At 60.3% G+C, this 12453-nt stretch carries 14 protein-coding genes; 6 read left to right on the top strand and 8 right to left on the bottom strand.

Going from position 1 to position 12453, the window contains the following annotated elements:
- Window positions 1-12: 12 nt before the first annotated feature.
- Window positions 13-1248: a glycosyltransferase gene (locus tag BX592_RS21060; RefSeq protein ID WP_134194082.1), complete on the bottom strand. Its 1236-nt coding sequence runs from the start codon at window positions 1246-1248 to the stop codon at window positions 13-15.
- A 357-nt stretch (window positions 1249-1605) separates the two neighbouring features.
- Between BX592_RS21060 and BX592_RS21055 the strand changes: the two genes are divergently transcribed.
- The 3 genes from BX592_RS21055 to BX592_RS21045 all read left to right on the top strand — a co-directional run bounded on the left by BX592_RS21055 (window position 1606) and on the right by BX592_RS21045 (window position 3621).
- A complete protein-coding gene (locus BX592_RS21055) occupies window positions 1606-1917 on the top strand; it encodes a type VI secretion system tube protein Hcp (protein WP_134194161.1) in 312 nt (103 codons plus the stop codon).
- 16 nt (window positions 1918-1933) lie between these two features.
- Entirely contained in the window at window positions 1934-2452 is a 519-nt protein-coding gene (locus BX592_RS21050; RefSeq protein WP_134194159.1) for a DUF2778 domain-containing protein, read from the top strand.
- Window positions 2453-3051: 599 nt separating this feature from the next.
- Window positions 3052-3621, top strand: coding sequence for a hypothetical protein (locus tag BX592_RS21045; RefSeq protein WP_134194080.1), 570 nt, complete (start codon window positions 3052-3054; stop codon window positions 3619-3621).
- A gap of 86 nt (window positions 3622-3707) precedes the next feature.
- On the opposite strand, the gene ureG is transcribed toward BX592_RS21045, so the two are convergent.
- The 7 genes from ureG to BX592_RS21010 form a co-directional block, all read right to left on the bottom strand.
- A complete protein-coding gene (ureG, locus tag BX592_RS21040; RefSeq protein WP_134194078.1) occupies window positions 3708-4343 on the bottom strand; it encodes an urease accessory protein UreG in 636 nt (211 codons plus the stop codon).
- An 11-nt stretch (window positions 4344-4354) separates the two neighbouring features.
- Window positions 4355-5035, bottom strand: coding sequence for an urease accessory protein UreF (locus tag BX592_RS21035; protein WP_134194157.1), 681 nt, complete (start codon window positions 5033-5035; stop codon window positions 4355-4357).
- Window positions 5022-5711, bottom strand: coding sequence for an urease accessory protein UreE (gene ureE, locus BX592_RS21030; RefSeq protein WP_134194076.1), 690 nt, complete (start codon window positions 5709-5711; stop codon window positions 5022-5024). The genes BX592_RS21035 and ureE overlap by 14 nt, the downstream gene beginning before the upstream one ends.
- Window positions 5712-5752: 41 nt before the next feature.
- Window positions 5753-7459: an urease subunit alpha gene (ureC, locus tag BX592_RS21025; RefSeq protein ID WP_134194074.1), complete on the bottom strand. Its 1707-nt coding sequence runs from the start codon at window positions 7457-7459 to the stop codon at window positions 5753-5755.
- 58 nt (window positions 7460-7517) lie between these two features.
- A complete protein-coding gene (locus tag BX592_RS21020; protein WP_134194072.1) occupies window positions 7518-7871 on the bottom strand; it encodes an urease subunit beta in 354 nt (117 codons plus the stop codon).
- A gap of 38 nt (window positions 7872-7909) precedes the next feature.
- Window positions 7910-8212, bottom strand: coding sequence for an urease subunit gamma (gene ureA, locus BX592_RS21015; RefSeq protein WP_134194070.1), 303 nt, complete (start codon window positions 8210-8212; stop codon window positions 7910-7912).
- A gap of 203 nt (window positions 8213-8415) precedes the next feature.
- Window positions 8416-9297, bottom strand: a complete 882-nt coding sequence (locus BX592_RS21010; protein WP_134194068.1) for an urease accessory protein UreD — start codon at window positions 9295-9297, stop codon at window positions 8416-8418.
- Window positions 9298-9476: 179 nt separating this feature from the next.
- Here BX592_RS21010 and BX592_RS21005 point away from each other — a divergent pair, with 179 nt between their 5' ends.
- Genes BX592_RS21005 through BX592_RS20995 form a run of 3 tightly spaced genes read left to right on the top strand, consistent with a single transcriptional unit; the run spans window position 9477 to window position 12407 of the window.
- Window positions 9477-10457: a chromate resistance protein ChrB domain-containing protein gene (locus BX592_RS21005; RefSeq protein ID WP_243849653.1), complete on the top strand. Its 981-nt coding sequence runs from the start codon at window positions 9477-9479 to the stop codon at window positions 10455-10457.
- Window positions 10454-11641: a chromate transporter gene (locus tag BX592_RS21000; RefSeq protein WP_134194064.1), complete on the top strand. Its 1188-nt coding sequence runs from the start codon at window positions 10454-10456 to the stop codon at window positions 11639-11641. The genes BX592_RS21005 and BX592_RS21000 overlap by 4 nt, the downstream gene beginning before the upstream one ends.
- Before the next feature lie 31 nt (window positions 11642-11672).
- On the top strand, window positions 11673-12407 hold the full coding sequence (locus BX592_RS20995) for a superoxide dismutase (protein WP_243849652.1): 735 nt from the start codon (window positions 11673-11675) through the stop codon (window positions 12405-12407).
- The last annotated feature ends 46 nt before the right edge of the window (window positions 12408-12453 follow it).

Here is a 12453-nt window from a genome sequence, read left to right as displayed (position 1 = left end):
GCGCGCGATGCGCTACGCGGGCGCCTTCACCGATCGATGAGCGTGCCGCGCCGCGAGAATATCCGCGACACACTCGGCGAAGCGCCGGTTACTCTGTTCGATTCCATAGTGCTGCGCGCGCGCCAATGCGTTCGCGGTCATCGCGTCGCGCAACCCTGCATCGGCGACGACACGCATCAGCGCATCCGCCATCACGTCGGGTTCGCCGATCGGCACAAGGATGCCGGCGCGGCCATCATCGAGAATCTCGCGCGGGCCGGTCGGACAGTCGGTCGCAACGATCGGCTTGCCGTGCGCAAGCGCTTCGAGCAAAACCATCGGCATCCCTTCGTAGCGCGAACTCAGCACCAGCGCGCGTGCGTGTGCGATTAGCGCATGTGGGTTGTCCTGATGGCCGACGAAATGCACACGCTGCGCGATACCGAGTTGCGCGGCGACGCCTTCCAGTTCCTGACGGAACGCGCCGTTTCCAACGATCACCAGATGTTCCGCGACAGCGTTGCTGCTCACCATCTTCGCGTACGCATGCAATAGCGTGCGGTGGTCCTTCTGGATTTCGTCGAGCCGTGCGACCGACACGATGTACGGCGCCGCGACCGGCGCGGTGCTCGCGTCCGGCGCGCTGGCTGACGCGTTGATCGCGTCGATGTCGATTGCGTTGGGCAGCACGACGAGACGGCGCAGGCCGTCGCCGAACATCGCGTTGGCCTCGTCGGCCATGTGCTGATTCAGCGCGACGACCGCGTCATAGCGTGCGTATTGCTGCGCGAGCCGCCGCGCCTTGCGCGGGCGATTCCCAAGACGCGCGTCGAAACTGAAGTGATTGACGCCAAGCCACGCTACATTGAATTGCGATGCCCAACGCCGCAGCGACATATCGAAGTCGACGATCACGTCGTGGTGCTTCGCTAGCGAGGCGATGCGCTTTCGCACATAGGGCCGCACCGCGAGTGTGTTGAAGACGTCGCGCCCGACGCGTCCGAGCTTGCTGAGCTTGCGCGCGTAACGGCGCGACTGGAAGTGGTTGAGCCATGGCCGATCGACCAGGATCTCGACCTTCACGTCCTGCGGAATCAACGCACGGAAGCGGCTGATGAACGGCGGCGACGCAAACATCACCGACAACGTGATCTCGAAGCGGCTGCGGTCGAGGATGCGCAGCCATTGAATCAGCGAGGACTCGATGCCGCCGTCGTTGAAATCGACGACGTGGAACAGGACGGAGGTGCGGGGAGCCGTTTGGCGCATGGGTCAGCGGGAGAGTGTGTGTGCGGTGCGGTGGCGCTTGGGTGCGGGCGGTTTGTAATCGTTTTTGACATTTTAGCATCGGGCGTAGGTGGGGACCTTGCTTGGGGCGGCACCTGTCGATGCTCGAGAGGAGGATTTTCGCTTTCCGATGCAGTGTCGCGTCTGGTTTGATTTTTCTTGTGTTTGTCTTGGTGATATTGGGGTGTTTCTGATTTGATTTTGCGCCAAATAAGATTGGCGTCTGAAAATGTGGAAAGATTTGTCAAATCGCTTGTGCAGGATAATTCTTTTAATCCTTCTTGTGGCAGTATGCGTGCCTGGTTGTTAAAAATACTCAAAAGTGGAGCAAAAGCCAGCATGCCAATTCCTGCCTATATGTGGCTTAAAGACGATGGTGGTGCGGACATCAAGGGTTCCGTCACTGTGCAAGATCGCGAAGGGAGTATCGAGGTGATCGGATTCGGGCATGGCCTTAACCTCCCCGTCGACAACAGTACGGGGAAGGTCACCGGTACTCGCTCGCATTCACCTATGGGTATGGCAAATACAAAGATCGCTACTGTGTCTCAGCTTAATCATACGGAGTCCGTCTCGATATTGTATGACCGTATCACGTGGCACTATGTGGATGGGAATATCAGGTTTACGGATTCGTGGAGTGAGCGATAGCCGAAGAGGCGAAATTATGGCTATAAATGGGAAATTTGTGATCGACAATACGACGCTTTCACCACTCGTGATGTTTGGGGTAGGCTCGTTTCCTGCATTTTCCGGCGATGGAATTTACCTTAATCGCGGGGGATGTACGAAAATCGTTAACAAAGGGCCAATTCCAGCGGGAAGATATTGGATTGTCGATAGGCCTACGGGCGGTTTTCGCTCACAGGCGGAGGCTTTCATCAAGGATGTAAGGAACCAATTTCACGGTGCACCTTCCCATCGCGAAGAGTGGTTCGCTCTATTTTGTGACGATGGCCAAATTGACGACTATACATGGATCGATGGAGTAAGGCGCGGCAATTTCAGATTGCATCCTAAGGCTGGTCTAGGTACTTCATTGGGTTGTATTACGCTGCAAAGTTACACCCACTTTCGGGTTGTTCGCCAGGCGTTGATGCAAACCGCCACCGTTCCTGCCGGCAATTCCGGGTTACAGGCATATGGTTGGATCGAGGTAATTACACATGGTGATACTTGTCCATAGCTTCCTGAAGTTCTCTTTGTTCATTGGTCTGTTCCTTCTGTCGTTTAGATTAATCCATGTTTACCCCTTTCCAATGACTGATGAGCAGCTACGGTGGTGGTTTGCGATTTCGGAAAAATTCGATATCCAGGACCCTGAAAATCTGGAGATCTCCCTGACTTTCATTGCGAATATTATTTTTGGTTTTTTCTTATATCTGGCATTGCTCAAACTCTGGGCGCTTTTGCGTGCGACGAGATGAATCTAATGCTGAGATTGGAAAATTATCGTTCATATTGATCGTGTGTATTCCTTGATCGTGATTCAAGATCGGCGACCTTCGATATTCAGGCACACTTGTATAGGGCTCGATTCAGGTGACTCCGCATGGTGATTTTTTTCCTGAGAATGCTTAAAGGGTCGTTGTTTGTCGGCCTGTTCATACTATCGCTGAAAGTTGTGCGCACGTACCCTATTCCAATGACAGGTGAGCAAGTGGAGTGGTGGTTGTGTTTGTCGGAAAAACTCGATATTAGCGATCTGGAAAATATCTGGGTACCCGTGACATGTCTCGCGGACCTTATCATCGCTTTTTTTCTATACATCGGAGTTATCAAGCTTTGGAAGACTCTACAGACGAAACGTCGAACCAACCGTCGCGGTTCGCGAGCAGGCTCATAAAGATTTTGCTGTTTGTGGGCTTGTATCTGCTCGCGGTGCTGTTCGTAAGCACCGGTCCATTTCCAATGACAGTCGAACATATGCGATGGTGGACCGCTTTTTCAGCGAAATGGGGCATTCGCGATCCCGCAGGTTCCTGGGTATCCGTGACATTAGCTCTAGACCTTGTCGTCACTATTCTTGTTTATCTGCTGATAGCGAAGCGTGTAGCACCCCTCGCTAGCGAGATATCGATTACGCCACCCGTACTGGCACGACGCATCGTCAAAACGATGTTATTCGTCAGCCTGTTCGGGCTAATCGGGGATTTCGTCTTTGACCCTATGCAGCCCGAGTACACGCGCTGGTGGTCGAACATCGCCGGAAAACTGGGTGTCCGCGATCCGAAGGCCCTTGAAACGCCTGTGGCATTGCTTGTAGACCTTGTATTGACGACCCTCGCATACATGGCAATCGTGAAGAGTTGGCGAATTTGCAAGACGAGGCTGCGATCCAATCGTCCTGCGTAGTGAGGACATCGCGTATGAGCGGTATGACATGAGGCCTGAAGGACCGCCGGTCCCCATCGGCGCGCGCCCGCATGTCACCCGGCGAGCTAGACGACCAGCAGCCCCTTCTTCTCAATAAACCCCACCACCTGATCCAACCCATCCAGCGCCTTCAGATTGCACATCACAAACGGCCTGTCGCCGCGCATCTTCTTCGCATCCGACGCCATCACATCGAGATTCGCGCCGACAAACGGCGCGAGATCGGTCTTGTTGATCACCAGCAAATCCGACTTCGTAATGCCGGGCCCGCCCTTACGCGGAATCTTCTCCCCACCCGCCACATCGATTACGTAAATCGTCAGATCGGACAACTCCGGGCTAAACGTCGCCGCAAGATTATCGCCACCCGATTCGATAAACACGATGTCCGCATCCGGAAAGCGCGTCAGCATCCGGTCGACCGCTTCGAGATTAATCGACGCATCTTCGCGAATCGCCGTATGCGGGCAACCACCCGTCTCGACGCCCATAATCCGCTCCGCAGGCAACGCACCTGCGACCGTCAACAACCGCTGATCTTCCTTCGTATAGATATCGTTGGTAATTGCAACGAGGTCATAGCGATCGCGCATGGCCTTGCATAGCATTTCAAGCAGCGTCGTCTTGCCGGATCCGACCGGTCCACCGACGCCGACGCGTAGCGGCGGCAGTTTCTTCGTGCGTTGAGAGCGTGCGTTCATGATGTCCAACCCTAAGAGCGAAAGAGCCGCGAATACTGCGACTCATGCCGCGCCGACAGAATGCCGAGTTGCGGCGCGAAAGTATTGATGTCATCCGGTGATGTCGCAAGCGCATGCGCGACCGCGGCGTCGATCGCTCCACGCAGCGCCACGATAATCCGTTGTCCAGCGAATTGCCCAAGCGGCACCGCCTTCAGCGCAGCGGCAGCCTGGTTTTCAACCCAGCTAAACGCATACGCGGCGAGCGCGGAATCGGTGGTCACATCGTGTGCGAAAGCGGCAAACGCAAACGCAGTTGGTTGCGCGACCGGCGTCAGCGTATCGAGTGTCGCGCGGCGAGACGCGTCGCCCCATTCGAGTGATGCGCATAGCTGCCGCAACGACCAGCCCATCTGCTCGGTTTCGCGACGTAACTCCATCGATTCGCGGCTCGCGAGAAATTCACTGTTCGCTTGCGCGAGGCCCGTGGCGTCATGCACCCGCCAGCGTTCAATCTGATGCGCGAGAAACGGCAGTTCACCGACGGCGAGCACATTGGTCAGCCCGCTCGCGATCCAGTCGCGCGCACTGTCCGCATTTGTGATCAGTTGCGCTTCGATTGCCGCTTCGAGTCCCTGCGAATAGCTGAACGCGCCAATCGGCAGCGCCGGCGACGCGAGATGCAATAGCGCAGTCAGTTCAGCGATGCGCATGATGGTGGTGACCGTGCGAGCACGACTCGTCGCAATGATCGTGGTCATGGTCGTGGTCGTGGTCGTGGTCGTGCGGGTGGCCGTGCGAATGATCGTGACCGTGCCCATGCGAATGCGCATGCCCATGCCCATGCCCATGCTCATGCGAATGCGCATGCCCATGATGCTCATCGAACACCTTCTGCGCGACCGCATAGTCTTCGGCAAACGTCTCATCGTGCCCATGCCGATGACCGCCGCCATACGCGCCGGTCTCCGGCTGGAACGGCAACGACACCTGTTCAACCGACGCACCGAGCCGCTTCAGCATATCCGCCAGCACGGGATCGTATTCGAGCTTCAGATAATCGACGCCGACTTCAACCGGCGTATGCCGGTTACCGAGGTGATAAGCCGCACGCGTCAACGTCAGCGCATCCGGCGCACGCACCTGCAGCACCGCTTCCGGCGCGGCGACAACGCGAACCAGTCCGCCATCGTCCGCAACCAGCACGTCGCCGTCGCGTAGCACCGTCCCGCGCGGCAGCACCAGTGCGACTTCCTCTCCAGTATCGAGCGTCGCCGCGAGCCGACTCTTGCAACGCGCATCAAACGGCAACGTCAGACCCGGTGCGCGCGCAACCAGTACGCGGGCGATCTTGATCCGCGCATCGAGTCGTTTGTCGATCGTTCTCATATCAATCAAACCTGTCAAAGCAATCCAAAGAATCCAGGCAATCAGAACAGAAAATACCGCTGCGCCATCGGCAACACCTTCGCGGGCTCGCAGGTCAACAGTTCGCCGTTCGCGATCACCTGATACGTCTCAGGATCCACGCTAATCGTCGGCTGCCACGCGTTGTGGATCATGTCGGCTTTCGTCACGCTGCGACAGCCGTGCACGGCAACGATGCGCTTGGTCAGCCCGTAACGTTCCGCGACGCCGCGCTCAGCCGCCAATTGCGACACGAATGTCAACGACGTGCGGCCCAACGCACCGCCGCGCGTCGCGAACATCTCGCGATAGTGAACCGGCTGTGGCGTCGGAATCGACGCATTCGGGTCGCCCATCTGCGCCAGCGCGATCATCCCACCCTTGAGAATCAAAGAAGGCTTGATGCCGAAAAACGCTGGCTCCCACAGCACGAGGTCCGCCCACTTGCCAGGCTCGACCGACCCGACCTCATGCGCAATACCATGCGTCAATGCCGGATTGATCGTGTACTTCGCGACATACCGTTTCGCGCGGAAGTTGTCGTTGCGCGCGTTGTCTTCAGGCAGCGCGCCGCGCTGCGCCTTCATCTTGTGCGCGGTCTGCCAGGTGCGGATGATCACTTCGCCGACGCGTCCCATCGCCTGCGAATCGGACGACAGCATCGACAGCGCGCCCAGATCGTGCAGGATGTCTTCGGCGGCAATCGTCTCGCGGCGAATCCGCGATTCGGCAAACGCGATATCTTCCGCAATCGACGGGTCGAGGTGGTGGCACACCATCAGCATGTCGAGATGTTCATCGAGCGTATTGACCGTGTACGGACGTGTCGGATTCGTCGACGACGGCAGCACGTTCGCCTCGCCGCACACCTTGATGATGTCCGGCGCATGGCCGCCGCCGGCGCCTTCGGTGTGATACGTGTGAATCGTGCGGCCCTTGAACGCAGCGACGGTCGCTTCGACAAACCCCGCTTCGTTCAGCGTATCGGTATGGATCGCGACCTGCGTGTCGGTGTCATCGGCGACTGACAGCGCATTGTCGATCGCCGCCGGCGTCGTGCCCCAGTCTTCATGCAGCTTCAGCCCGATTGCACCGGCGGCAATCTGCTCGAGCGCGGGCGCCGGCACGCTGACATTGCCCTTGCCGAGAAAGCCTAGATTCATCGGGTAGCCATCCGCCGCCTGCAGCATCCGCTCGAGATGCCACGGTCCTGGCGTGACGGTCGTCGCGTTCGTGCCGGTCGCGGGGCCGGTGCCGCCGCCGAGCATCGTCGTTACGCCGCTCGCCAGCGCTTCGTCGATCTGCTGCGGGCTGATGAAGTGAATATGCGTATCGATACCGCCCGCGGTGACGATCATCCCTTCGCCGGCAATCACTTCGGTCGCGGCGCCGAGCGCAATCGTCACGCCCGGCTGGATATCCGGATTGCCCGCTTTGCCGATCGCGGCAATGCGGCCATCCTTCAGGCCGATGTCGGCCTTGACGATGCCCCAGTGGTCGAGAATCACCGCGTTCGTGATCACCGTATCGACGACGTCAGCCGCGAGACGCTGCGACTGGCCCATGCCGTCGCGAATCACCTTGCCGCCGCCGAACTTCACTTCTTCGCCATAGACGGTGAAGTCGCGCTCGACTTCGATCACAAGGTCGGTGTCGGCAAGCCGAAGACGGTCTCCGGTCGTCGGGCCGAACATCTCGGCGTACGCGCGGCGGCCAATGCGTAGTGTCATGTGTGAAATCCGAAAGGATAGGGCGTCCGATTTCGATCAAGCGGGATCAGACAAGAGGTCAGGCTTTGACGAGCGAAGTGTCCGGCACCGGCGTGTTGACCGGCTGGTCGAGCTTGCCCATCACCTTGCCGTTGAAGCCGTACACGACACGATCGCCAACCAGTTCGACGAGCTCGACCGTGCGCTCCTGGCCCGGCTCGAAACGCACCGCGGTGCTCGCCGCGATATTGAGCCGGAAGCCGCGCGCGGCCGTTCGATCGAACGCCAGTGCCGCATTCACTTCGGCGAAGTGGTAGTGCGAGCCGACCTGCACTGGACGGTCGCCGGTATTCGAGACGGTCAACGTGATCGTCGTGCGGCCCGCGTTCAGTTCGAGTTCGCCATCGTCGGTGATCAGTTCGCCGGGGATCATCGCGTGCGCTCCTTAATGGGCAACGTCAGGTGGAAACGTCAGGGAATCGGGTGATGGACGGTCACGAGTTTCGTGCCGTCGGGAAAGGTCGCTTCGACCTGAATGTCCGGAATCATCTCGGGCACGCCTTCCATCACATCGTCGCGGCTGAGCAGCGTGGTGCCGTAGTGCATCACTTCCGCGACTGTGCGGCCGTCACGCGCGGCTTCCATCAGCGCCGCGGTAATGAACGCGACCGCTTCCGGGTAGTTCAGTTTCAGGCCGCGTGCGCGGCGGCGTTCGGCGAGCAGCGCGGCGGTGAAGATCAGGAGTTTGTCTCGCTCGCGTGGAGTCAGCTTCATCGGATGCGTTGTTCTAATGCGCGTGAGTGGTAGGCAGGCGGTAGCGACGTCATTCTAGCGGGCGATTGGCGAGCAAGCGTTATGCCATGTCGATGCGCGGGGTTGCTGCGAACAAGGGCCACAGGCTATGCACCATCATCGCGCCTGGCGTGTTCTGTTATGGTGCGATCCGGCACGCACGTGCGGTTGGTGCATCGGCGCAATCAGGTCGACCACAAACGCAGCGGCACTGCGTCGGCGCGATGCACGCGTGGCCGCAAATCCATCCAGCATTGCGTGAGCACCCGCTGTAGCGGCTCCATCGCGCGCGCGACCGCCCGCACCAGTAGCACGCCCGGACACACGCATGAGGCCGCGGCGCGCAGGTCTGCGTCGAATGGCAGCTTTGCGGTCAGCGTTTCGGCAAGCGTGTCGTCGCAGGCCGGGCTGACCGCCCACAACGTGCCGAACGCCGGAAAACCCGCGAGGCCTTGCGGGGCATCGCGCAGGGCGGTGTCGGCGGCCAGTTGCGCGCGTTCGAACCAGAGCGGCTGTCCATCGGCTCCGATGATGCGCGACAACGCTTTCAAGTGACCCGCGCTCCAGCGTTCGCCGGCTGCCTGGCGGCCCAACTGTGTCGCGTCCCAGCCAAGCGCGCTCGCGCCTTCGGCGAGCGTCAGCGTGAAATCGAGCGACGCATGCGCGTTGTCGAAAACAATATTGTTTTGCGGAAGCCAGTCGAGCTTCGCGTGTGCGCCGACGCGAATCGCGATTCGCTGTCGCGCGGCGCGGCCGTTCGACTTGTACCACTTGGTCGCGCCGGGCGTCGTCAGCACGGCGTGCGTGCCGTCGGCGAGCGCGATGTCGATATCGAGCGCGTCCCCACCCGCGATGCCGCCGGGCGGATGGACGATCACCGCGTGGCAGATCGCATCGCCTTCCGGATAGAGCGGCCGTTGCACGCGCAACGGACCTTCATGCAGCCGGTGCGCGAGCGTGGTTCGATTGCCGTGCTTCGTGAAGCCGAGTTCGAGACGCGCATGCCAATGCGCGTGTGAGGTCGAATCGGGGGCGGCGAGGGCGGAGTGGTTTTCGTGCAGCGACATGCCGCGAGAATAGCATTGTGCACGTGCTGCTAACACGCTTGGCTTCGGCAGATCTGACGTTGGGCGGCTGCCGCGAATCGAGCGTGCACGACACGCGGACTCATCGCGAGCGGATGCGGCTCCGTCGAGCGAGTATTGTTAACTTGTAGAGATTGCTACGTATGAGTAGCATTCTCTACATGGACACCCAACTGACCTGGTCACTGCTGGTGCTGACGCTTCCCACCGAGAATGCGACAGCGCGCATGCGCTTCTGGCGGGCGCTGAAAGCGAAGGGCTGCGCCGTCTTGCGGGACGGTATCTATCTGTTGCCTTACACCGAAGAACGGGAAGCCGTGCTGCGCGAGTTGGCCGTGGCGATCGCCGACAGCGGCGGCACCGCCCATCTGTTGCGAGCACCGAGTCTCGACGCGGCGCAGGAAGCCGAATTCCGTGCGCTTTTCGACCGCGTCGACGAGTACGACGGGTTTATTCGCGTGCTTTCCGATGCGCGCAAGACGGTCGCCGGCCAGTCGGCAGCGGACCTGACGAAACTGCTGCGACGGTTGCGCAAGGATTACGAGGCGATCGTTGCCATCGACTATTTCCCTGGTGAAGCGGCCACGCGCGCCGCAGTCGCCTGGGAGGACTTCGTCGCGCACGTCGACACGGTGCTTTCGCCAGGTGAACCGCATGCGGCCGACCGCGCGATTCGCTCGCTTTCCGTTGACGACTATCAGGGCCGCACGTGGGCCACCCGTCGGCGCATGTGGGTCGACCGCGTTGCAAGCGCGTGGCTTATCCGCCGCTTCATCGACCGTGATGCCCGCTTCATCTGGCTGACTTCACCGGACGTCTGTCCGGCCGACGCGCTTGGCTTCGATTTCGATGGCGCGGCTTTTACCCATGTGGGCGAACGCGTGACATTCGAAGTGCTGGTCGCGAGCTTCGGTCTCGACAAGGACCCGGCACTGCTTCGGCTCGGCGCGATGGTTCATGCGCTGGACGTGGGCGGCGCGCCGGTGCCCGAGGCGATCGGCTTTGAAGCGATCATGGCCGGCGCCCGCGAGCGCGCGGCCGACGATGACCATCTGCTCGACGAAATGAGTCGCGTGCTCGACTCGATGTACACGCACTTCGTTGCGAGCGAAAAATCCAGCGACAAGGGCAAGCGTTCATGAGCACGACAACGACGGCAACGGCGCCTGGCTATACGCTCGGCCAGATGGTGCTCTATATGCTGAAGCTCGGCACGTTCGGGTTTGGTGGTCCGGTCGCGCTCGTGGGCTACATGCGTCGCGATCTGGTCGAGGAGCGCGGCTGGATCACCGAAGCAGACTATCGCGAAGGTCTCGCGCTGGCCCAGATGATGCCCGGCCCGCTTGCTGCGCAGCTCGGCATCTATCTCGGCTACGTGCATTACCGGATCGTCGGCGCGACGGTTGCCGGCCTCGCTTTCGTGCTGCCGTCGTTCCTGATGGTCGTCGCGCTCGGCTGGGCGTATGCGCACTTCGGCGGACTGTCGTGGATGCAGGCGGTCTTTTACGGCGTAGGCGCGGCGGTGGTCGGCATCATCGCAATGAGCGCGTACAAGCTTACGACCAGGACCCTCGGTGCAGACAGGCTACTGTGGGCTATTTACCTGACGCTCGCCGTCGTGACCGTCGTCACCGAGTCCGAGATTGCCTGGCTGTTCATCGCGGGCGGTCTGGCGAACTGGTTTCGGAGCGCACCGCCGCGATGGTTGGGCCGGGGCGGACTCAATGCGGTCGCAATCGCGCAGGCGCCAACGTTAAGCGGCATGCTCAGCGGCGTCGATCTGTCATTGCTCAGCCAGCTTGGCGTGTTCTTCGCGAAGGCAGGTGCATTCGTGTTTGGCTCGGGCCTCGCGATCGTGCCGTTCCTTTACGGCGGTGTCGTCACCGAACACCACTGGCTCAATGACCGGCAGTTCGTCGACGCGGTGGCCGTCGCGATGATCACGCCGGGCCCTGTCGTCATCACGGTCGGATTCATCGGCTACCTCGTCGCGGGATTCTCCGGCGCCTGCGTGGCGGCACTCGGCACCTTCCTGCCCTGCTACCTGTTCACGGTGCTGCCGGCACCGTACTTCAAGAAATATGGCCGGCTGCCCGCCGTCAAGGCGTTCGTCGACGGCATTACGGCTGCGGCGGTCGGCGCAATCACCGGCTCGGTGATCGTCATCGCGAAGCGCTCGGTTTTCGACTGGCCGACCGCGCTGCTCGCGCTCGCAACCGTGGTGCTGCTGTGGCGCTTCAGGAAGCTCCAGGAGCCTGTGATCGTCGTGGCGGCCGCGGTCGTCGGTCTTGTCGTCTATCCACTTGTCCACCTGCACACGCTGTGACCGGACGCGTGCGCGAAACTGTGAGGAACACATGGCAACACGTCGTACCTTTTTGCATAACTCCGCAGCAGTCGGCGCCGGGATGTTGCTGGCCCAGGCGCAAACGGCTTTCGCCGCAGACGGCGCGGTCTACACCGACAGGCTGGTCGACGCGGACGGCAAATACGCGGCGGCACCGCTGCCATTCGCCTATGACGCACTCGAACCGGTCATCGATGCGCGTACGGTTGAACTGCACTACAACTTTCACCATAAGCCGGCAGTGGTTGCAGCCAACAAGGCTGAAGAAGCGCTGGCCAAAGCACGGGACACCAGCGATTTCGCGCTCGTGAAGTTTTACGAGAAGGAACTCGCGTTCCAGCTTTCCAGCCACATCCTGCATACGGTGTACTGGACGAGCATATCGGGCAAGGGCGGTGAGCCGAAGGGCGAGCTTGCAAAGATGATCGACAGCAACTTTGGCTCGTACGCGAAATTCAAGGCTCAACTCGCCGCGGCGACTATCGCCACCGAAGCCTCGGGCTGGGGCGTCGTCGGCTATCACCCGGTCACCGGCAAGCTGATGATCCTGCAGTGTGAGAACCATCAGAAACTCACGGCCTGGGGCATTCAGCCGATCCTCGTGCTCGACGTTTTTGAGCATGCGTATTACCTGAAGTATCAGAACCGTCGCAACGAGTACGTCAACCAGCTGTTCAGTATCGTCAACTGGGACAACGCGTCGCTCAGGCTGCAGGCGGCAATGCCGTCCCGAAGGGCCGCGTGAATTGCGCCGGAACCAATCGATCGCAGTAGGGAAACCGAAACGAGGA

Origin of the sequence: Paraburkholderia rhizosphaerae, assembly GCF_004366595.1 — a bacterium.
Taxonomy (GTDB): Bacteria; Pseudomonadota; Gammaproteobacteria; order Burkholderiales; family Burkholderiaceae; genus Paraburkholderia; species Paraburkholderia rhizosphaerae.
Note: the sequence above shows the minus strand (reverse complement) of the source record. Positions and strands in the feature narration are given on the sequence as shown.